At 67.0% G+C, this 18,848-nt stretch carries 16 protein-coding genes and 2 pseudogenes; 7 read left to right on the top strand and 11 right to left on the bottom strand.

Annotation, left to right across the window (positions count from 1 at the left end; genetic code table 11):
• Positions 1-1,340, bottom strand: a 1,340-nt coding sequence (locus QSJ19_RS13495; protein WP_286321076.1) for an alpha/beta hydrolase family protein, incomplete at its 3' end; no start/stop codon positions are given.
• Between the two features lie 296 nt (positions 1,341-1,636).
• On the bottom strand, positions 1,637-4,588 hold the full coding sequence (locus tag QSJ19_RS13490; RefSeq protein ID WP_286321073.1) for an AfsR/SARP family transcriptional regulator: 2,952 nt from the start codon (positions 4,586-4,588) through the stop codon (positions 1,637-1,639).
• A gap of 279 nt (positions 4,589-4,867) precedes the next feature.
• Between QSJ19_RS13490 and QSJ19_RS13485 the strand changes: the two genes are divergently transcribed.
• A complete protein-coding gene (locus QSJ19_RS13485) occupies positions 4,868-5,119 on the top strand; it encodes a hypothetical protein (protein ID WP_286321071.1) in 252 nt (83 codons plus the stop codon).
• A 224-nt stretch (positions 5,120-5,343) separates the two neighbouring features.
• On the opposite strand, the gene QSJ19_RS13480 is transcribed toward QSJ19_RS13485, so the two are convergent.
• Complete coding sequence (locus QSJ19_RS13480; protein WP_286321069.1) at positions 5,344-7,713, bottom strand: hypothetical protein; 2,370 nt, start codon at positions 7,711-7,713, stop codon at positions 5,344-5,346.
• A gap of 223 nt (positions 7,714-7,936) precedes the next feature.
• Here QSJ19_RS13480 and QSJ19_RS13475 point away from each other — a divergent pair, with 223 nt between their 5' ends.
• Together QSJ19_RS13475 and QSJ19_RS13470 are read left to right on the top strand one after the other, a co-directional pair.
• Positions 7,937-8,233 carry a hypothetical protein gene (locus tag QSJ19_RS13475; protein WP_286321068.1) on the top strand — a complete coding sequence of 99 codons (297 nt, stop codon included), beginning with the start codon at positions 7,937-7,939 and terminating at the stop codon, positions 8,231-8,233.
• The gene (locus QSJ19_RS13470) at positions 8,230-10,062 is read left to right on the top strand and encodes an alpha/beta hydrolase (RefSeq protein ID WP_286321067.1); all 1,833 of its coding nucleotides are present in this window, start codon (positions 8,230-8,232) and stop codon (positions 10,060-10,062) included. The genes QSJ19_RS13475 and QSJ19_RS13470 overlap by 4 nt, the downstream gene beginning before the upstream one ends.
• Before the next feature lie 18 nt (positions 10,063-10,080).
• Here the strand turns inward: QSJ19_RS13470 and QSJ19_RS13465 are convergent, their stop codons facing one another.
• The 3 genes from QSJ19_RS13465 to QSJ19_RS13455 form a co-directional block, all read right to left on the bottom strand.
• Entirely contained in the window at positions 10,081-10,431 is a 351-nt protein-coding gene (locus QSJ19_RS13465) for a UBP-type zinc finger domain-containing protein (protein ID WP_286321066.1), read from the bottom strand.
• Between the two features lie 30 nt (positions 10,432-10,461).
• Entirely contained in the window at positions 10,462-11,193 is a 732-nt protein-coding gene (locus QSJ19_RS13460) for an alpha/beta fold hydrolase (RefSeq protein WP_286321064.1), read from the bottom strand.
• Between the two features lie 102 nt (positions 11,194-11,295).
• A complete protein-coding gene (locus QSJ19_RS13455) occupies positions 11,296-11,916 on the bottom strand; it encodes a TIGR03086 family metal-binding protein (protein ID WP_286321062.1) in 621 nt (206 codons plus the stop codon).
• A 130-nt stretch (positions 11,917-12,046) separates the two neighbouring features.
• Here QSJ19_RS13455 and QSJ19_RS13450 point away from each other — a divergent pair, with 130 nt between their 5' ends.
• The 3 genes and pseudogenes from QSJ19_RS13450 (at position 12,047) to QSJ19_RS13440 (ending at position 14,183) form a co-directional block, all read left to right on the top strand.
• Positions 12,047-12,601, top strand: coding sequence for a dihydrofolate reductase family protein (locus QSJ19_RS13450; protein WP_286321059.1), 555 nt, complete (start codon positions 12,047-12,049; stop codon positions 12,599-12,601).
• A gap of 115 nt (positions 12,602-12,716) precedes the next feature.
• A pseudogene (locus QSJ19_RS13445) lies at positions 12,717-13,201 on the top strand (dihydrofolate reductase family protein).
• Between the two features lie 301 nt (positions 13,202-13,502).
• Positions 13,503-14,183 carry a PAS and ANTAR domain-containing protein gene (locus QSJ19_RS13440; RefSeq protein WP_502876160.1) on the top strand — a complete coding sequence of 227 codons (681 nt, stop codon included), beginning with the start codon at positions 13,503-13,505 and terminating at the stop codon, positions 14,181-14,183.
• On the opposite strand, the gene QSJ19_RS13435 is transcribed toward QSJ19_RS13440, so the two are convergent.
• Positions 14,172-14,459, bottom strand: a complete 288-nt coding sequence (locus QSJ19_RS13435; RefSeq protein ID WP_286321056.1) for an alpha/beta hydrolase family protein — start codon at positions 14,457-14,459, stop codon at positions 14,172-14,174. The two genes, QSJ19_RS13440 and QSJ19_RS13435, sit on opposite strands and share 12 nt — an antisense overlap.
• Positions 14,460-14,470: 11 nt before the next feature.
• Between QSJ19_RS13435 and QSJ19_RS13430 the strand changes: the two are divergent.
• Positions 14,471-15,206 (top strand): annotated as a pseudogene (locus QSJ19_RS13430) (AMP-binding protein); the annotation flags it as partial.
• A 91-nt stretch (positions 15,207-15,297) separates the two neighbouring features.
• Here QSJ19_RS13430 and QSJ19_RS13425 read toward each other — a convergent pair.
• From QSJ19_RS13425 to QSJ19_RS13410, 4 genes are all read right to left on the bottom strand, one after another.
• The gene (locus QSJ19_RS13425) at positions 15,298-15,951 is read right to left on the bottom strand and encodes a pyridine nucleotide-disulfide oxidoreductase (protein WP_286321055.1); all 654 of its coding nucleotides are present in this window, start codon (positions 15,949-15,951) and stop codon (positions 15,298-15,300) included.
• Between the two features lie 243 nt (positions 15,952-16,194).
• A complete protein-coding gene (locus QSJ19_RS13420; protein WP_286321053.1) occupies positions 16,195-16,761 on the bottom strand; it encodes a hypothetical protein in 567 nt (188 codons plus the stop codon).
• A gap of 111 nt (positions 16,762-16,872) precedes the next feature.
• A complete protein-coding gene (locus QSJ19_RS13415; protein ID WP_286321094.1) occupies positions 16,873-17,811 on the bottom strand; it encodes an NAD-dependent epimerase/dehydratase family protein in 939 nt (312 codons plus the stop codon).
• A gap of 148 nt (positions 17,812-17,959) precedes the next feature.
• A complete protein-coding gene (locus tag QSJ19_RS13410) occupies positions 17,960-18,685 on the bottom strand; it encodes a cutinase family protein (RefSeq protein WP_286321051.1) in 726 nt (241 codons plus the stop codon).
• Between the last annotated feature and the right edge of the window lie 163 nt (positions 18,686-18,848).

The following is an 18,848-nucleotide window of genomic DNA, read 5'->3' as shown; positions in this document are numbered from 1 at the left end:
TTCGTCGCGGACTCCCGGGCGGGAGCCGTCGGGTCGGTGACCCGGGCGAGGGTGTCCTCGAGCCAGTCGTAGACGACGGCGTCCCACGCCCTCTGTCCGACGCCGCCGCAGTGTCCGGCGATGCCGCTGCCGGGGTCGGGGGTGATCAACTGCTTGGTGTCGACGGTCAGGGCGTCGAAGAGCGTCTGCCCCTGCCCACCGACCGGATCGCCGGGGGATTCGATGATCAGTGTCGGACACGTGATGTCGGCAACGAGGTCGGTGAGCGTGAATGTCGACAGTTCGGCGAAGTAGTCGGCGATGGTGTCGATGCCGTGGCAGGCCATGCGGGCGCGGAAGAAGTCGTCGCGTTCCTGGCTGACCTTGCTCAGCGCCGTCATGAGGGGTGCGGCGATCCGACCTTTCCAACCGTCAGGGATCTTGGCTCCCATGTCGGGTTGGGCGGGGTCGCAGACCATCGCGGCGACCCGGTGATCGACGGCGACGCCGCGGGGAACGAGATAGCCCGCGAACGAGCGGCCCATCGCGACCAGGCGGCCTGCGTCGACACCGGGAGTGGACTCGAGCCAGCCCAGGATCTGCCGAAGCACGACCTCGTAGTCGCGGCGGAAGTAGATGCGGTCGACGATCAGCGACGCGCCCTGGCCGGGTCCCTCGACGCTGAGGACATTGAACCCGCGGGCGAGGGCGCCCTGTGCGAATCCCCAGCCCGACTCGGCGGTGGAGTCATAGCCGCAGGGCATCACGATCGTCGGCCGAACGCGGTCGGTGTCGCAGCCCGGGCGGAAGAGCCAGGCGTGGATGTCGCTCGGGTGGGCAGAGTCGGTCGGGGCTTCCGGGGCTTCCGGGGCTTCCGGGCCTGCGGTGGATGCGGTTGCACTGGTTGCGGCCGTCACGTGCGTGGCGGGGGAGGTGATCGGGTCGGCGGTGTAGGGGATGGCCACCTCGGCGGCGACGATCGGGCTGCTCGTGTGGGGGAGCAGTTCCATCGCGTGCCGGAAGGTCTGGCAATGCGCCTGGTAGGCGTCCTGCAGACGCTGGTCGTCGAGATCGGTCCGCAGGTAGAAGTAGGCCTGCCGGTAGTACTCGCTCGCGCGGAGATATGACTCGTGGGCGGTGACGAGGTGGCCACTGACGTGGGCGCGTTCGGCAGCGTCCCGAACGGACTCGGCACGGGCGAGCCACTGGTCGTACCAGCGTTGTGGGTTGTACTTGTCGCCGATGTCGTGGGCTGTCGCGAACGCCTCGCCGAGGTCGGCGGCGCCGACGGCTGCGGCCTGCAGGGTGCGGCCGAACTGGCCGTCGAACTCCTCGTCGGCGAATGCCAGGTGCTTCTTCATGGGAACCTCCGTGATCGTGTCTGCCGGTCATCCCGGTCGGTCGGCCGGTGACGAGACCAGGAGACCGCGGGCTCCTCACAAAGCGCTCACATCGGTCTGTCGGTGGGGACACAGCGGTGCGGTGGTGCGGGTGGTGCGGACGTGGGCAGCTGCTGGTGGTGGGTAGGTCGGTAGTAGGTGGCTATCGGCGCGATGCCCGGGCCCATTGGCCTGACACCGGGGTGCTGACCGAAGGGAGCGCACGCGGTCTGGTCGGGTTTTGGGGTCGGGCTCGCGAGGCCGCTTCCGGCGGGCGATCACATTCCGGCGAAGCGCTCGTGGTCGCCGGTGGCGAGTGCATCTCGGGCGGCTGCCGACCCGTCGCGCCAGCCGGCTTCGAAGGTGGCGTTGTCGGATTCGCGGCACCGGCGGACGGCATCGTGGGTGAACGGATTGCGCGGCCATGCCATCCCGGCGTCGGCGGCGTAGGTTCGTGCCACTGCGAACGCGGCGGCGGCCCGCCGGATGTCGGTGGCTGCCGCGAGGTGGTTCCCGCGTTGCTCGATCGTGTCGCAGATCTGCACGCCGCCGGCGTCGAGGTAGGCGCGAAATGCTTGATCGTTCCACTTCAGCCCCATCGTGGTGTCGCCGTCGAACAGAGCGCCGATGCCCATCATCACGCAGGCCAGGTGCATCGCGAGCGGGTCACCGAGTTCGGTACTGAGCGCCAGCGCGCTGTGCGCGTGTTCGGACCCGGCCGCGATGTCTCCGGCGGTCAGTTCGCAGAGTGCGACGGTGGCGGTGACGGTCGCGGCGATGGACTGCGTGTCGGGGCCGGTCGTCAGAGCCGACCCGGCGCGGCGCGAGAGCTGTGAGGCGAGATCGTGATCGTCTCCCGTCCACGCCGCGAGCGTCACGAAAGCCATTCGTAGAGTCCGGGTTTCGGGGTCGTCGTCGGCGGTGAGGACGTCGAGGTCGTCGAGGGTGATCGCGGTGAGGTGACGATGGGCTTCGTCGGTGAGCTGGCTGAAGGCGAGCGCCGCGCCGAGCGACAGCGTGACCAACGCCTGGGTGCGAGGTGAACACCGACCTGTGGAGCACGTGCGGGCAGCGCGCCGGAGTAGCCGGATGCCGTCGGCGAGCCGCCGCCGCAGGAACCAGTATGGACCGAGCCGATCGATCAGATCGACGTGCTCCTCCACCTTGACGGGGTCGGCGACCACGGATTCGAGGAAGGCGACGACCGTGTGATGGTCGTGATCGACGCGGGCGAGGTCGCGGGCCGACGTCGGACTGCTGCGCATGGGGGTGGTGGTCAGTAGGGCGGCGATGGCCTCGTCGCGTCGAAGCAGAGCGGCGCGTGCGGCGGCGGGATCGGCGGTGCGGGCGTGCTCGGCGACGGTGCTCAGAACGGTGAACCGGGTGGGCCGATGGCGATCGCCGCGGATCGGCCAGAGCAGCGAACGGCGGGTGAGTTCGGTGAGGGCATCGGTGACCTGGCTGGCCCGATTGCCGCACACGGATTCTGCGAGCGTCGGGGTGAAGGGACTTCGCAATGCGGTGAGGCGGAGAAAGGTGTCGGCGAGGTCCTCACCGAGCGATTCGTAGGCGAGTGTGAAGGCGCGCTGCACCGGCTCGGGCATCGCGGCGCCGAACTGTTCGGCGACCTCGTGCAGTGAGAACGTCGCAGTCCGGGCCGCGGCCAGCTCGAGGCCCAGGGGCAGTCCGCCCATGGCGCGACAGATGCGGTCGAGGTCGGTCTGGTCGGCGTCGTCGGGATCGAAGTTGCCGACGGCCACGCGGATTCGGTCGGTGAGCAAGCGGTGCGCGGGCGGCGGTCCGACGTTGCCCGCGGTGATGTCGACCGGGAGCGGGTGCACGGTGACCACGTGCTCACCCTCGACTCCCAAGGGAACGCCGACGCCGAGGATGGTGACCGCGGCGCAGCGCTGCAGGATGGCGTCCACGACGTTGGGTGGGGGTGCGTCAGTGCGGCCGGGATCGACGGATGCGGATGCTGTTTCGGTGTCGGCTGTTTCGGTGTCAGTGGTGCTGGTGTCAATGGTGTCGGTGTCGGTGGTCCTGGAGACGGCGATATGGGTGGCGTCGATGTGTGGAGCCGACTGCTCGGTCGCGGGCCGTCGGTGCGAGCTCTCCTGAAGCGGATGTGTGGGTCGTGCGCCGTCGAGGACGAGCAGGGCCGACATCATCGACAGGTGAGCGCAGACCTGGTCGAGTGGCGCCGGTGCATCGGCCGATGGTTGGACGCGCATCGTGGCGAGGATGGCGCCGGCGTCGTCGGTGCCGGCCCGGCGTGGGACGAACCAGACCCCGTCGTCGAACGAATCGGCAGCGCGCCGGGCGGCTTCGAGTGCGAGGCGCGTCTTCCCGACGCCGGGGATGCCGGTGATCGAGATGGCGCGCTCGCTGCCGAGCAGGCGGACCAATGCAGCGAGTTCGTGGTCGCGGCCGACGAACGAGGTGTGTTGAGACGGGAGATGGATGCGTCGGACTGCTCGACTGTGGTCGTCGAGAACAGTGCGGTGCGCGGCACGGAGCTCTTCGCCGGGGTCCATGCCGAGCTCGGTCGCCAGGAGTTCCCGGATGTCACGATAGGCCGTGAGCGCTTCCGCGCGTTGCCCGCTCGCTGCGAGTGCGCCGATCTTCAATGTCCAGGCGTGCTCGTCGAGCGGATCGCGGGTGATCAGGGCTTGTGCTTCGTCCAGCGCTCGCTCGATGTGGCCGCCGGCGAGGAGCAGGTCGGCACGGCGGGTCAGCAGTGAGGTGCGCACGGTGTGCAGTCGTCGGCGTGCTTGATCGAGTGTCGGCGTCGACGCTGCCGTGGTGAAAGGTTCTCCGCGCCACAAACTCAGCGCGTCGTCGAGGTGACGCAGCGCAGACGAGGCGTCGTGACCAGTGCTCACGCGGGCCGCGGCGGCTTCGAACATGGCGGAGTCAAGCCTCACCGATGACCCGTCGAGGCGGTAGCCGGTCCGGTCCGTGGTGATGGGAGAACGGCCGTCGCTGTCCGGTGAGAGCGCCTTGCGTAAGCGCCACATCTGGGATTCCAGCGCGCGCTGGGTCTTCTCCGGCGCGTCGGGACCCCAGACCTCGGTGATGAGTGTCGACGCCGGGACAGAATTTCCCGCTCCCGCTCCCGCTCCCGCGCAGAGCAGTGCGAGAATGGTGCGCGGTTTGGTGCCACCGGGGTCGTGCGTGCGGGCGTCGCTCTCGACGACAAGCTCACCGAGGTCTCGGATCAGCAGCACGGATGGCTCCCGCTGATCTCGAACGTCGGGCACCTCATTGAGAGATCATAAAGTCAGAATCCATTACCTCGCAGGTAGTGGATCTGAAGTCGCCACCATCGGAGCATGGAGGTATCCCGGCACACCGGCACCGAGGAGGCTCCCATGGCCACGAGAGATGGTTCCGTCCGAGACAGTTCTGTGCAAGGTCTCCCCCGGGACAGTTCCTTCGGGGGCCGGTCCGTTCCGATCCCCTTCGCGGCGCCGACTGACGCGAGTCCGCGCTGGCTCACGATCGTGATGCGTTGCGATCGCTGGGGGTCGTATTGGTTCGTCGCAGTGGGGTTCTTCTTCGCGCCGCTGCTGATCTTCCTGGCGCCTTGGTCGATCGCGGTGACCATCGCGTGGACGCTGATCTCGTTGTCGGGATTGTGGCTGGGGGTACTGGGCATCTTCATGGCGATCGGCCTCGCCAGAGTTCTGCGCGCCGGCGAGCAGATCCCCGAGGAGTACTGGTGGTCTCTACTCGGAAAGCCGCCTCCGCCGATGTGATCGAACCCGCCACGGACGGGGATGTCATTGAATCGCACTACCAAATGCACTGCTGCGGCAAGGCGGCAAGGCGGCAAGGCGGCGGCAAGGCGGCAAGGCGGCATGGCGGCAGCAAGGCGGCAAGGCAGCAAGGCGGTACGGCTTTGTGGCACTAAGACATTGCGGCATCACGCCCCATCGACATCAACGCATCGCAGCGTGACGGCATCACGACCAACCGGCAGTCAGCTGGGGTGGGTGGTGATTTCGTATCCCGACCGGGCGTTCCGCCAGATGACGGTTCGGTCCGTGTGCATGACGGGTATCCATATCCCGAGATGTTTCCGCTGGTGGTCGGGCGTACACAACGGGATGATGTTGTCGAGCAGCGTCCAACCGCCCGACATCGGATCGGCGTGGTTGAACGGCACCAGATGATCGAGCTGACATTCATGAGAAGGTCTGGTGCACAGCGGGTATCGACACGTGAGGTCGCTGTACTCGACTTCCGCTCGCAATCTCGCCGACGGAGCATACGTGAGGGCGCCCGGAGGTGGGCGATCGAAACCGCCGTGTCCCGTCGCGTCGACGCGCCGCGGCGGCGTGCGATCGGTGACGATCACGCCGGATGTCCTGCGAGTAACCGAGTCAGACGATGGCGGTCCGATGATGGTCGCGCGCGGCGCGAGTTCGGCGGCGAGCGCCGGATCGATGGCGCCGTAGCCGCGCAGGTGGGGAGGCCGTGCCATCCCGGGATCCAGGATGAGAGTGAGCGTCGAAGCTGCTTCGTCATCGGCCGAATCATCCGACGACCCGTCGTCCGCAGCGACGGGGCCACTCGCACCGCCTGGCGAGCCGCCGGAATCCGGGCCGGCATCGTCTGGACCGCCGTCTCCGGCGGGTGGGTCGGCATCGCCGTCTCCGGCGGAAGGGTCATCGCCCTCAGTGTCATCTTCAGGATCGTCGTCATCTTCAGGATCATCGCCGAAACACTTGGCGTCGCCGGGGTCGCCTGAGCCACCAAGCTCCGGCCCGTCGCCGTCGAGTTTGTCGCCGCCGGGTCTGTCGTGCCTGGGCCCGTTGCCGCGGGATCGGCGACCGCCGGCGTCGCGGTTCCTGACATCCTCATCGCCGTCACCACCGAAGTGACCAGCACCGACATCGTGACCGCTGACATCGTGACCGTCGGCAACGCCAGCACCGAAACCGTCACCGCCGTCAACGTCAACGCCGTCGACACCACCGGATTGAGCTCCACCATCCGACACGTTCGCGAGCGAATCGTCTTGGGCGCGTGCAGCGACGTCGACCTCGGCGACAGAGCGATCCAACTTTGGTGCCTCGGACGGCACAGGTGCCTCTGACTTCCGCGCCTCGGACTTCGGTGCCTCGGATGGGCCCGGTGCCTCTGACTTCGGTGCCTCGGACGGCAGCGTTGCCTCGGACGTCGACGGACCACCAGTCCGCGATGCCCCTCTCCCGCTCTTCACCCTCGCGCGACAGTCGGGGCGTCCGCATTCGCACGCGAGTCGGGCACCGCGTTTGCGGGTGATCTCGGCGAAGGCGGCAACGCGCTGCTGGCCCAGAGCGCGTGGATCGCCAGGGCACACGCGATCGTGGATCAAGTCCGCGATTCTCCGACTGATGCGGAGACCGTCTTCGGCTGGAACGCACGCGTCGATACTCGCGTGGCCTGACGCGTCGGTGGTCACGATGACGTTCTGGTAGGTGCGGCCGAACTCTTCCCGCACCTCCGCGGCGCGGTCAGGATCCATGCTGATCACCACGGCATCCAGGGCGTTCCCCAGCGCAGTGTCGGTGGTCGGTCGCGACGCGAGGTCCAGGGCGAAATCCTCGAAGTCCAGGGCCGGCGACCCATCCTCAGTGCGGTCACCCGGCCCGACCGTATCGTCATCGCAGCCATCACCGTCGCCGTCACCGTCTCCGTCCCCGACGCCACTGCCCTCATCACCTTCACTGCCCTCACCGCCACAGCCATCACCACCGCAGCCCTGACCCTCGCCGCCGTCAACCGACTCCGCATCCACGAGTGCATCATCCAGCGTCGCGGGCACTTCCGCGTCGACGTCGACATCATGAGCGCCATCGCGGACAACGCCCTTGCCATCGCATCCAGCTCCATCACCGACGCTGCCCTCGCCTGCGCCATCCGCCTGGTCCGCTCCGAACTCCCGGATCCACTCGTCGGTGATCGTCGCGTCGGGAACGGACTGCGCAGCGCGAACCAACTTGCCGACCCGATGGGTGCTGTGGTCCCCGTCGAGGTACGCCGCCTTGATCTTGGGAAACTGGTGCAGTGCCGCACCGAGATTGAATAGGAAGCCGGCCTTCGAGCGAGCCATCGACAGCTGTAGTGAGATCTCGCCGACAGCAGCCTTGTCGGCGGCGTGTCGCACGGTCATCTGCCGGACCGGGTCGAGATTGTGCAGCACCTCGTCGTACATCGTCCGGCCGATGTCGTAGGCAGTCATCACCATCCGAGCCTCGTACCGCCGACTCAGGCGCAGCAGTGCACGTCCACGCTCACCCCGATCCGCCGACAACACAGCGGCCAACAGCTCCGCATCATCGGCGGGATCGAACAGTGCGGACACAGGACTCCTCGATTCGGATAGGGCAAAGGACACAACAACATCGGTCCGCCGACGGTATGTCACTGATCTGTCCTCTCCGCCTGCCGTAACGAGTTTGTGCACAACTCGTCCTCGTCTCGCACCGCCTGTGGATGACGCTGTGTGCGAGTAGTACTCACTCGATGGCATGAACGGGAACGAAGCTCGAATGAAACCGAACCGACGGCCGGCGCGTCTAACAGTCGTGACACCACGATTCTCCATCGACCCCGGCGAGGTCTCGGCCACCGCATCCATCTGGCGGTCGCAGGAACATGCAGTCCGTGCCATCCGCTTCGACCAAGCTGCCGATCTCCCGGTCTCGTCGAGTCGGGTCGCGACGGCTCTCCGCGCGACTGCCTCACCCGCCGCCCTCGCGATGACGGTGATCGCCGCCCGACTCGAGTCGATCACACTCTTCGTCAACGGATTTCGAGGTCGAGTGCTCGACGAGGAGGCTGCCGCCGCGCGCGCCCTCGACAGAGAGAACGGGCCCGCGTGAACACCATCCCCGAAATACGCTGCTGGCAGGGTGATCTCGTATCGGCGACGGGAACCCAGATGCAGACGGCGGCCGCGACACTCGATCGGGCAATGGAGACCGTCGCCCGCGCCATGGATCAGATGGCGGCGTGGGTCGGTGACACCCGCCACGCCATCGGAAGTCGTGTCGACGAACAACGCGACCACGCAGCCGAGATCCGAAACGTGTTGAACCAGATCGCCGACGAGGTGCTGGACGCCGCCACGGACCTGACGCACGCCTGCACCGCAGTGCTGAATAGGGTCGACGCAGCAGTCGCCGACGGATTCCTCGTCACCGACTCCGGCGAGGTCGCCCACCCCGACGGCACCCACCGCGAGCAGGCGACAACGATCCAAGCCCACCTCCGAGACGGGCTGGCGACGATCGCCGCACTCGACGCCGACTACGGCGCGCGTCTCGACGCCCTCCGCGCCGACCTCTCCGCGATGACGTCACGTCAACCGCCGGTCACACTGCCGGACGGGCGGCACCTCGACCCCGACGACGTCGTCGCCACGCTCCGCACGATGACGCCGGAACAGCGCCGAAACATGCTGTCGGCCATGAGCGAGCACGATCGGAGACGCGTGATGCAGGCCGACCCGCACACCATCGGCAACATGGACGGTGTCGACTTCGCCACGCGTGCAGACGCCAACGAGATAGCCATCCGTACAGCGCTCGCCGCCGAACAGCGCGCCGGCCGCGCCGACGGGACGCGCGCTCGACGGCTCGCCGAGTTCCTTCGGCAGACCGACGACCCGAGCGCGGGACGCGACGACCTCGACCGGACGTCCGAGCGACGGTTCATCGCCTTCGACACCACCGGCGCCGGCCGCTACATCGAGATGATCGGCACCTTCGACGGTGCGCGCAACGCGACGATCCTGGTGCCCGGAACCCATTCGTCGATGAACAGTCGGTCGTCGACAACCGATGCTGCTCCAGTACTCTCGCGATCCACCGGAGGTCCGGTGTTCGTCTACCTCGACGGTGACCTCCCACAGCGGCTGGGCTATGAGGGCCTCGAGGCGGCTCTGCCCGCGCTGGCTCGCGGTGACGTCCCCTCCGCAGCGGTCGGCGCTACCGTCGGGCTCGCCGCGGGCGTCGTCGGCTCGGCCGCCGATCCCTCGTTCGCGCGGGCGATGGCGCCGCGGCTCGTCGAGTTCGGCAAGCAGCTCGACGCCGAGATCGCCCATCATGCTCCGGGCGCGACCACCACCGTCATCGGCCATTCGTACGGAGGATCGGTCGTCGGCTCAGCAGAACAGCTCGGCCTGCGCGCTGATCGGGTCGTCTACGCCTCGTCGGCGGGAACAGGTGTGTTCGACGGCCCATGGCGCAACGCGAATCCCGACGTCGAACGATTCTCGATGACCGCTCCGGGAGATCCGATCGGCGTCGTCCAATTGCTCGGTCCGCTCAACCCGCATGGCTCAGATCCGGACACGGCGGCCGGCGTGACCCGACTCGACTCCGGCCGTTACTCCGACGGCACGCTGATCGAAGGAACCCACGGACACGGCGACTATTGGAAAGACCCTGGCTCCACGGCCTTTCGCAACATGGTCGACGTGGTTCGGGGCGACAGTCCGACCCCCTACGTGGAGCGACGGCCCGACGGACCGCTCGGCCTGGGTCTGGCGCCCGACAGGGGACTACCCGACCGGGAACCACTCGCCGCGCTCGCAGAGGGCGCCCGCGATCTCCTCGCGCTCGGACTCGGCCCTCTCGGGGACCTCCTCGACGGCGACATCGACCTGCCCGGGCCGATCCCGGACGTACCGCTCCGACTCCCGTGGTGACCGATTCTCGCGTCAGGATCAACGCGCGCGTAACTGGTCTTGCCAGTCGGCGGGTAGACGGTCTTGTGGACCGGGTGCGGTCTGGTCACCAGGATGCTCCGTCGGCTCGGCGAGAGTAGGCCCGGCGAAGAGTTCGTCGGTGCCGAAGTTCCAGAACCAGTCCTCGCCGGGTTCATAGCTCTGGATGACCAGGTGGCCGGTCTCGGCGGCATGCGCCCGGGCGTGCCGGTGGAGTGAGTCATCGCAACATCCGATATGTCCGCACTCGGCGCAGCGTCGCAGGTGGAACCACCAGGATCCGGTCGCCTCGCAGTCGGCGCAGCCGGGGCCACTGGGCTTCGCCGTGGGGTCGATGAACTGGTCGGACATGGGAATCTCCGTTCGGTCGGTGGACTGTCGTCAGCGTGAAGTCAGCGCGTCAGCACCTGAATCGGTGGCGCGGTCGATGATCCCGGCGAGCACGTCGGGCACGGTGAACCCGGACATGTGAGCCCAGTCGGGGCGTACGACGAACTGCGCACCCGGGATTCGACGGGCCATGTCGCCCATCGCATCCGGCGTCGACACGTGGTCGCGTCCGGCCGCGACTACGGTCACCGGCATCCGCAACAGGGGCGTCAGCTCCGAACTGTCATATGCGGCGATCGCGGCGAGCGCGGCCGCCCATCGAATCGAATCGGCAGACGAGATCTGTTCGCGCGCAGAGGTGATCGCCGAACCGCCCGCGGAGATCTCCGCTTTGGTGAACCACCGTTCGAGCGAGGCATCGACGGCAGGTGCGTGACCGTCGCGGACCTGCTCGGCGAGCGGCGCGAACGGTGGGAACGGCGTGTCGCGAGTACAGAGCAGCATCAGACTGCGTACGCGTTCGGGCGCGAGCAGGGCCATCTCGATCGCGATCTGACCGCCGAAGGAATGCCCGACGACGTCGACCTCGCCGACGACCTCGGCCATGACCGTCTCGGCCAGCTTCGCCTGTGCGGCCGGGGAATCGGGGACACGAGAGCAGTCGGGCGTATGGATGGTCCGGTCACCGAGGTATCCGACCGTCTCGTCCCACACCGAGGGAGACAGCGGGGTGCCGTGCACCAGCACGAGGGTCCGCCCCGAGTGCTGATGGTGCTGCGTCATGGGCGGAGATTACCGCGCCGGGGTGACATTCGGGGCCCTTCGTGACGCTCGCAAGCTCGCTCCTCAGGGATCTGGGTGTCGCTCGCACGCGTCCGCGTCAACTCACCCGTCGGGAGAGCCCCGCCACGGCACGGGGTCCCGACCTGTGATCGCGACCGTCGACTCCAGGAGGTCGTTCTCGCCGACGACGACCCGATCACCCCACAGCGCGGGGATCGGAGCGGTCGGCACGAACACGACGACGTGGTCATGGCAGGCGCGCACGAGGTCGGCGGGTGGGCAGTAGTCGGCGCCGATCGCCACTGCGAGATCCCATCCGTGCACGATCACCTCGGTGAGCGCGATCCGGCCCCACGTCTCGTTCGGCAACGCGAGCCCACCCTGGTCGCCGGTGCCCGCCCACGGTTGCGGCGTCGCCCACGCCCCGCCGAGGTCGGTGACATGCGCAGCTATGTGCGCGCGTCGGCCGTCGCCCCGGACGTCGTCGACGCCCGGGCCGGTCGGCGAACTGCCGGCGGCCTCGGTGAACCCGGTCGCGAACTCCTCGACGTGTCGGAGCAGGCCGGCGACGTCGAGGTCGGTGCACGGGGTCGGCAGAGAAAGGTCATCGTCGGTGACCTGGGCGATCATCCGGCTCAGCTCGGCGCAGCCGTCCCGGAAGTCGATCATCGCGGCACCCCTCTCTGTCAGGCCCACACGTCGGAGCGTCTGTCCCATGGTCATGTCACAGATGCTGACCTGCGGTGGCCCGGGAATTCATCGGGTGCACCGATGAACTCCGACGGTCCGATCGGTCGGCCTCTGTGTACGACCAATGTGAGCACGGATCGAGAAACGACACCGAGGAGAGACCATGCGCAAGCTCGTCGTCACCCAGAACATCACCGTCGACGGTTCCATCGAGATGATCACGTCCTGGTTCGACCCGTCCGACCAGGCGCCGGACCTCATCGAGGAGAGCCACCGGCAGGACGCCACTGCCGACGCACTGTTGCTCGGACGGCAGACGTTCGAGGACTTCCGCGGCTACTGGCCGCACCAGGAGAACGACGCGACCGGTGTCACCGGCTACCTGAACGCTGTCGACAAGTACGTCGTCACCTCGACGATGACCGACCCCGAGTGGCAGAACTCGTCGATCATCGCCGGCGACGACGTCCTTGCGGGCGTGCGCGACCTGAAGAACAGCGATGGCAAGGACATCGTCATCACCGGCAGCATCACACTCACCCACGCGTTGATCACCGCCGAGCTCGTCGACGAGTACCGGCTCTTCGTGTACCCCGCTGTGCAGGGCCGCGGACGTGGACTCGTCCCGGACGGTGTGGAGATCCCGAAACTGTCTCTGGTCCAGGCGAAGTCGTTCAGTAACGGCGTCGCGCTGCTGAACTACACACCGGCCGAGTAGCCGCGACGACGGCGCGCGACGCCGGTGGTCGAGTCCGATGACTTTTGGTGGGACGCGGATCATCATGTGCAGACCGGCGGCGGTGAGGGCCGCCGACACAACGGAGGAGTGGTCGATGGGCAAGATTCTCGTATATGAGTTCGTGAGCCTCGACGGCAGTTACGAGGACCCGAGTTTCACGTTCGAGTACGGGTTCCCGGCCGGAGTGGCCGAGGCGCTGGGCGAGCTGACCGGGTCGAGCACCGCCATCCTCCTCGGCCGCAACACCTTCCAGATGTTCGCACCGGCCTGGTCGACACGCACAGCAGAGGACGATCCGGGTGCGCCGTTCTTCAACGACAGCCCCAAATACGTAGTGTCGTCCACGCTGGATAGCGGCGACGAGTGGAGCAACATCTACCTCAGCGGCAGCGGCCAACTGGTTCGTGCGTTGCCGGCCGATGAACTGGTGGACGAGTTGCACATGCTCGTCTATCCGATGGTCCTGGGTTCCGGGGAGCGACTCTTCCCCGACGGCATGGCCAGACCAAGCTCGCCCTTCTCGAGAGCGAGTCCTTCGAGAACGGCGTCCTGCACCTCGCGTACGGCCCGGCCAGCTGAGGGCACGACAGGTGACCCGACTGCCAGACGAGCTGGCGACGAACGGCCCGATCGGCGTTTGCCGACGGAGCCTATCGGGTACCACCCACACAGCCTCCGAAGAACGCCGCGGAGTTCATCGGGGTCAGGTCTTCGGGGTTCAGGACTTGTAGCCCCGTAGGCCGTTCCCCCACGGGGATCCTCCGGTTCAATAGAGCCACGGCAGTAACGAGCAGCGGCCGGTTTGACTGTAGGTTCTCCCCAGCTCGCGATCGGCTGGGTTGCACTGGAGGCGCACGCACAAGTGGAGAAATTCGCGTCAATGGACGGCGTGGGCGGAGGGTCCGCCACTGAATCGGTCGACGAGACGATCAACGGTATTCAGCGGGTCGGAAGCTTCCGCTTCCTGTATGAGGGCGAACGATGGGAGTGGTCCGACGAAGTGGCTGTACTGCACGGCTACTCTCCCGGCGAGGTCACACCCACCACAGCATTGATGGCCGAGCACAAACACCCCGACGACCGAACCCACTTCGAGGCGATGGTCGCGGAGATGCTCACCAATCATGCACCCTTCTCCAGCCGGCACCGGATCATCGACACACGGGGCTGCACCCATCCGGTCACGGTCATCGCACACACGATCTACGACGCCGACGGTCGCGCGATCGGCACCGAGGGGTTCTACGTGGATCTGTCCGGCTCGGTCGATGAGTCCGTCAAGGAACGGGTCGACGCCGAGGTGTTGAACTTCCGGACCTCGCGCGCCTCGATCGAGCAGGCCAAAGGCATGCTCATGCTGGTGTACGGGGTGACCGAGGATCGCGCGATCGATGTGCTCAAGTGGCGGTCACAGCAGGAGAACGTCAAGGTCCGCGACATCGCCGACACCATCATCAGTCAAGCACTCGCCGGTATCGAGATCGCGGAGATCACCCGCCGACGGTTCGACGACATCGTGTTGACCTCGGCGACACGCCCCGATCCCGTGTCAACCGAGTGACGAGAAGAACCGCCAGATCTCGGTGGTCGCGGTGATCGCGGTCGATGGCCGGTCATCGAAGAGGGTTCCGGTACCGCCCGGCCATTGATGACCGGCCCCGGCGATCGTGATGCCGTGCACCCGGCGCCCCGCCGGACAGTCCGCAACCGATCTCGTCACCACCCCGCGGGACTGCACACTGGGCGTCGGGCAGCCCGCGCGCTGTCGGAATCCCTGCAGGACTGCCGGAATCGGCGGTCCCTTGACGAGGGTCCTCGTACCGGCGTCGTAGGCCACGAGCCGATCGGCGGTGCCTCTGGTACGGCGCGGCACCCATGTCGCGGACGCGTCTCGAGGAGGCTCTGACGTGTATCGGTCCCGTGCTGGGACAGCTGTTCGGGCAGACCGAGGCGCCCAACATGATCTCCACCCTCGCCCCGGCCGATCATTTCCGCCCCGACGGGTCGGTGGCGACCGAACGCCTCACCTCGGCCGGCCGCCCGACGCCCTGACCACCGTCGCGATCATGGACGAGAACGGGACGATGATGCCCCGCGGGCAGAGGGGTGAGATCGTCGTGCGTGGACCACTCGTGATGGACGGCTATCACGAGAACCCAACCGCGACAGCAGAGGTCAGCGCGTTCGATTGGCACCACACCGGCGACATCGGCTACCTCGACGACGACGGTTTCTGTTCGTCGTCGACCGCGCCAAGGACATGATCATCAGCGGCGGATTCAACGTGTACTCGGCAGAGGTGGAGCAGGCCTTGCTCGCCGATCCCGCGGTCAAGGATTCGGCTGTCATGGGACTTCCCGACGACAAGTGGGGCGAACGTGTCACCGCTGCCGTCGAATTGCGTGTCGGACAAGACATCGGGGCCGACGACATCATCGCGTTCGTGAAGGAACGGATCGGCAGTGTCAAGGCGCCCAAGGAGATCGAGATCTGGACGGAACTGCCGCGGTCGAAGGTCGGGAAGATTCTCAAGAACGGGGTCCGGGAGTCGATGCGGGAGCAACGTTCAGGTAGTTCTAGTTGATTCTTTGACCCAGATGTCACCGCAAAGGACCGTCGAGCGGGTCCGGACACTCGACGGTCAGCTGACGTGACATCTGGGTCAACGCTCCGACTCAGGACGCCGTCGCCGATTCCACTGCGCGCAAGCAGTATCCGATCGACTCGGGCTGGGTGAACACCCAGGCGGTCTGGTCGTCGGTGCAGGTGACGGACGCGTCTGACCGGGTGACGGTCTCGGCGATGACGGTGGTCGCGGCCGGCGCCGCGCCGCAATCGGATTTGCGATAGTCGACGAGCTGACCGCCGGGCAGCGGGATCTGATAGCACGCACCGTTGACGAAGTTCGGTGTCATACATAGCTTCTGCGGGTCGTCGGGAAACGACAGGCTGGCGCTGTTCTCGCCTGCGCAATCGCCGTCGGCGGCGACGGTCGACGCGGCGTAGAAGGTGAGTCCGTCGGTGTCGCAGGCGACTTTGGATGCGTGGACCTTGCCGTCGTCGTCGGCCTTCTCGCCAATGTTCAGACACTCGCCGACCGCGATGTCGGACGTCTTCTCGACGGGAGTGTCCGCGGATGTGCCGATCGAGACGCTACATGCCGCCAGCAGCGCGAACACCACGCAGGCGAACAAGAGTCCGACGCCGCGGGCGATCTGCCAGCATCGGCGAGGAGGGGAGTCGGTGGCGCCGTCGGTGATGTAGGTGATGGGCGCGCGAGGGGAGGAGTCCTGAAACGACATCGGAAGAGCCTTTCGGTTGCTGGTCATGTGACGAGCATCTCGATGGGCTCTTGCGGAGGACTTGGGGTCGACTTGGTGGGTGGCGGTCGTCGTCGACCGAATGATCGACGACGGTGATCGCACGAGACAACCCCCGGAGCATGATGGTCACAGCTCCAGGGGTCTGACCGTCCCAGGACTGCCTAGAATTGCCAGGCCGGCTGTCGTGACGGATTCCCGCATTCGGTAGGGATAAACGTATGGCGACCGGCGTGGGTGGGCGAGGTGGCGTCAGCGCCCCTCGGGCGGAAGCGGGTTCCCCTCCGGATTCTGGACGACCCGGGGATCCTGGGCATGGCGGGTATCCTGGGTCTGACGCGGATCGTGAGCCTGCCGTGCGTCCTGGCTCTGATGCGATGTCACGTGACGCGGATCGAGGTCCTGGTTCGGGCCGTTGCCCTGCATCGGTGCGCCGGTGGCGTCGCCGTGCACCGGCCGCCGACGCTCACCGTTGCGGGCGACATCCGGGTCGAGCTTGTCCGCGCGGGCGAACTCCTTCTCGACCTCCTGGCGTGACTCGGCTGCCCGGCCCTGGTGGGTGCGGGCGTGTTCCCCGAGCCGCTTGGCCTCGGCCGCTTTCGCATCGGCCTCCGCCCTGGCCTGACGGGCCCGTGCCTCGGATTCCTCGGCGACGGCCTCCCGCTTGCGCACCTCCGAGGCCTGGTCAGACGCGTTCTCGCGGATCTCCTGGGCTTTGACGCGCTGGTGTTGGCGGCGCTGGCGCATCGACAGCACCAGCACGATCAACAACACGAGTGCGACGACGATGGCGATGATGATCCAGACGGCGCTGTCCATGACCTTCTCCTCTGATTGTCGTCGCCGCGGAGTACCCCGAATGCGGGGAATCAACCGTGACACCGCCACCGCACGTCGGTGGACCACGGTTCTACGCAGACCTGGACTGCGCTACGAGGACGTGGACGACGGTGCCTGGGAGCGCAGGGCCTCGGCCATCTGCGAGTAACCCTCGCGGACATCGGGGTATCTCGGCGCCCACCCCGTCGCTCCGCGGAAGCGTTCATTCCGGACCCGTAGCGAGCGGGTCATCGATGTCGTCCGGTCGCCGAGCAGCGATGCAGCCCGACCCGGCCCGGTGATCCACCCGCGAACGCCGACGGCGTCGGCCATCGCGCGGGCATCATCACGTCTGGTGACCGGCTCGTCGTCGACGATGTGGTAGGTGCCGGTCGGACAATCCAGAGCGGCGACGACCGCGGCGGCGGCGTCGGCAAGGTGGATCGACGACACGTAGGCGCCGGGACGTCCTGCACGGAAACCGATGTGGTGTCGAGCCATTCGCATGATCTGCTCACTGTGTGCGGCGCCGGGGCCGTAGAAGATGCCGAACCGCAGGACCACGCCGGCTGCGTGCTCACGGCCGAAGCGGCGTGCGTTCGCCTCTGCGACATGATTGCCGACGGCCACCGGGAAATGGTCGACCGGGGAGTTCTCGTCCACCCACTCGGCGCCGTTGTCGCGGCAGATCATCACCACCGACTCCTGGAGGAGCCGCGGAACCCCGGCATCCAGCGCGGCGTCCACGACACTCGCCGACCCCTCTGTCCGGATGCGCTGACACTCGCGCCACGCTGACGTGAACATGAACTTCTCTGCCGAGGGCAGGGCCGAAGCGAGATTGACGACGGCGTCGTGACCGCGGAATGCATCCCGTAGCTGCGCGCGGTCGAACAGCGAGATCTCCGCCGGCTGGGCGCCCTGCGCCCGGACGACAGCAGACTTCTGCGGTGAGCGGGTGAGGGCGGTGACGGTGTGTCCGGCGGCTATCAGTGCCGGCACCGTGTATGCGCCGATCGCGCCGGTACCTCCCGCGACGAACACCTTCATCGGTTGCATGGACCGAGTGTCACATACTCATCGATCACGGTCCTTCGACTGCTGGACGTTCGTCCGCTCAGGGGACGTCCCTCAACAAATGCCGGCCCGGGCGACACCTCGCAAGGGTCGTCCGGGCCGGCATATCCGAACTGTGGGATTACACATGGCGTTTCACGTAGTTCGCGGCGTCGAGCGTCATCCCGTTGACGGAGTACAGCACGTGCAGTCCGTTGGGTTGGCCCACCGGCGCCCCGTCACAGATGTTGTCGCCGGGGATGCAGTAACTCTTGGTCTTGGCCTTGTACTCGCGGTCGACCTCGATCGGTGGCGATCCGATGTCGCGCAGGAACCGGTCCGACGGCGGTGCGAAGAGCACCACGGCGGCGATGTTGTCGGCGACGTCGCTGGGCAGCGGCGGCGGCACCTGGCTCGCGTAGCGGCGGTACTCGGCCGGGACGCTGATCCCGGTAGCGGTGGTGAAGCCGGCGACCACCGCGCCCTGCGAATATCCGCCCAGGACGACGCGAGTGCCGGGGCAGTTGGCGGCGAGATACTTGATCCGCGACTGCGCCGAGCGCACGCCGACGGTCACGGAGTTGGCGATGGCGAGGCGGTTGTCGAACCTGTTGCTGGCCGGGTACTTCACGCCGTAGCTGCTGACGGACTTACCGGGCATCTGCGAGCGAATGGCCTCGACGAACGAGACGCCGGTCACGCCCATCGGCGGTACGGGCTCGATCGTGCCGCGAGCGAAGATCACCTCGACATCGCTGCACGGCACAGCCTTGGCCTGGGCATTCGAGAAGATCAGAGAGCCGCTCGCTGCCATGGCCAGACAGGCCACTGACACCAACGTGCGGCGAAGAACGGTCGACACGGTCATGTATTCGAACTCCTCGGGTCAGACGATGTGGGTCGGGTCCTCGTGGTGTTGTTCGCACGGCGGTGCCGATCGGATGAGTCCGTCTGTGATCTGACCATAAACCCCTGCGTCGGCAATCTCGACCGATCGTCCATTCCGGATGATGACCATATGTCCTGACCTG

The organism is Gordonia sp. ABSL11-1 (assembly GCF_030315685.1).
Classification (GTDB): Bacteria; Actinomycetota; Actinomycetes; order Mycobacteriales; family Mycobacteriaceae; genus Gordonia.
The sequence above is the reverse complement of the archived record's forward strand: the minus strand, read 5'-3'. Positions and strand labels throughout refer to the sequence as shown.

Coding starts and splice junctions, on each gene's coding strand:
- QSJ19_RS13415 (WP_286321094.1), bottom strand. CDS start 17,811: ATGAAGGTGTTCGTCGCGGGAGGTACCGGCGCGATCGGCGCATACACG.
- QSJ19_RS13455 (WP_286321062.1), bottom strand. CDS start 11,916: ATGACCATGGGACAGACGCTCCGACGTGTGGGCCTGACAGAGAGGGGT.
- QSJ19_RS13460 (WP_286321064.1), bottom strand. CDS start 11,193: ATGACGCAGCACCATCAGCACTCGGGGCGGACCCTCGTGCTGGTGCAC.
- QSJ19_RS13450 (WP_286321059.1), top strand. CDS start 12,047: ATGCGCAAGCTCGTCGTCACCCAGAACATCACCGTCGACGGTTCCATC.
- QSJ19_RS13420 (WP_286321053.1), bottom strand. CDS start 16,761: ATGGACAGCGCCGTCTGGATCATCATCGCCATCGTCGTCGCACTCGTG.
- QSJ19_RS13440 (WP_502876160.1), top strand. CDS start 13,503: ATGGACGGCGTGGGCGGAGGGTCCGCCACTGAATCGGTCGACGAGACG.
- QSJ19_RS13425 (WP_286321055.1), bottom strand. CDS start 15,951: ATGACCAGCAACCGAAAGGCTCTTCCGATGTCGTTTCAGGACTCCTCC.
- QSJ19_RS13410 (WP_286321051.1), bottom strand. CDS start 18,685: ATGACCGTGTCGACCGTTCTTCGCCGCACGTTGGTGTCAGTGGCCTGT.
- QSJ19_RS13485 (WP_286321071.1), top strand. CDS start 4,868: ATGCGTTGCGATCGCTGGGGGTCGTATTGGTTCGTCGCAGTGGGGTTC.
- QSJ19_RS13465 (WP_286321066.1), bottom strand. CDS start 10,431: ATGTCCGACCAGTTCATCGACCCCACGGCGAAGCCCAGTGGCCCCGGC.